This is a genomic window from Ignatzschineria indica, assembly GCF_003121925.1.
Lineage (GTDB): Bacteria > Pseudomonadota > Gammaproteobacteria > Cardiobacteriales > Wohlfahrtiimonadaceae > Ignatzschineria > Ignatzschineria indica.
This window is the reverse complement of record NZ_QEWR01000019.1, coordinates 1-1,151: the sequence shown is the minus strand read 5'-3', so window position 1 is coordinate 1,151 and position 1,151 is coordinate 1. Positions and strand designations below refer to the sequence as shown.

The 1,151-nt window shown below is 43.7% G+C and carries 1 pseudogene; it reads left to right on the top strand.

From position 1 onward, the window contains the following. Window positions 1-1,151 (top strand): annotated as a pseudogene (locus tag DC082_RS10590) (hypothetical protein); the annotation flags it as partial.

Genomic DNA, 1,151 nt, shown 5'->3' with positions numbered 1-1,151 from the left:
TGAAGTAAAAGAAGATGGCTCTATCAAAGCGCCTAGTTATGAAGTGGGTGGTCAAAAGGCTGATAACGTAGGTGAGGCATTAACCAATATCGACAATAACCTAAAAGGTGTTGTTGAGGGTGGTCTTAAATTTGCAGGAGATGATGCTGATGTTAAAGGTGGCGTCAAGTTAGGGGAAGTTGTTAACCTTAAAGGGGGCGCAGAAGGCAAGTTAACGGATAAGAATATCGGTGTTGTTGCTGATGTTGATGATGCGGGAGTGCTTAAATCTCTCGATGTTAAACTTGCTGAAAAGATCGATCTTGGTGAGACAGGTTCAGTGACGACTGGTCAGACTGTTGTGAATAACGATGGCGTGAAAGTCGGCGATAAGGTTGTGCTGAATGATCAAGGTTTAACTTTAGGTAATGGCGCTCCAAGTATTACGAAAAATGGTATCAATGCGGGTAACAAGAAAATTACCGGCGTTGCTAACGGTGCGGACGATAATGACGCTGTTAACATGGCGCAATTAAAAGAGCGAGATGAAAAGATCACCAATATCAATACTGGTAAAGCAGGTCTTGTGAAGCTTGAGGGCGATAAGATCGTCATTAATAACGAGCTTGCGAAAGATGCTCCTACTTTTGATTTTTCAAATGGTGAAGGAACACGTACTTTAGCAGGTGTTACCGCAGGTAAGGTGGATACGGATGCTGTAAACGTGTCACAGCTGAAAGGAGTGACGGATGCCTTAGGTGGTGGCGCTGAAGTAAATGCAGATGGCTCTATCAAAGCGCCTAGTTATGAAGTGGGTGGTCAAAAGGCTGATAACGTAGGTGAGGCATTAACCAATATCGACAATAACCTAAAAGGTGTTGTTGAGGGTGGTCTTAAATTTGCAGGAGATGATGCTGATGTTAAAGGTGGCGTCAAGTTAGGGGAAGTTGTTAACCTTAAAGGGGGCGCAGAAGGCAAGTTAACGGATAAGAATATCGGTGTTGTTGCTGATGTTGATGATGCGGGAGTGCTTAAATCTCTCGATGTTAAACTTGCTGAAAAGATCGATCTTGGTGAGACAGGTTCAGTGACGACTGGTCAGACTGTTGTGAATAACGATGGCGTGAAAGTCGGCGATAAGGTTGTGCTGAATGATCAAGGTTTAACTTTAG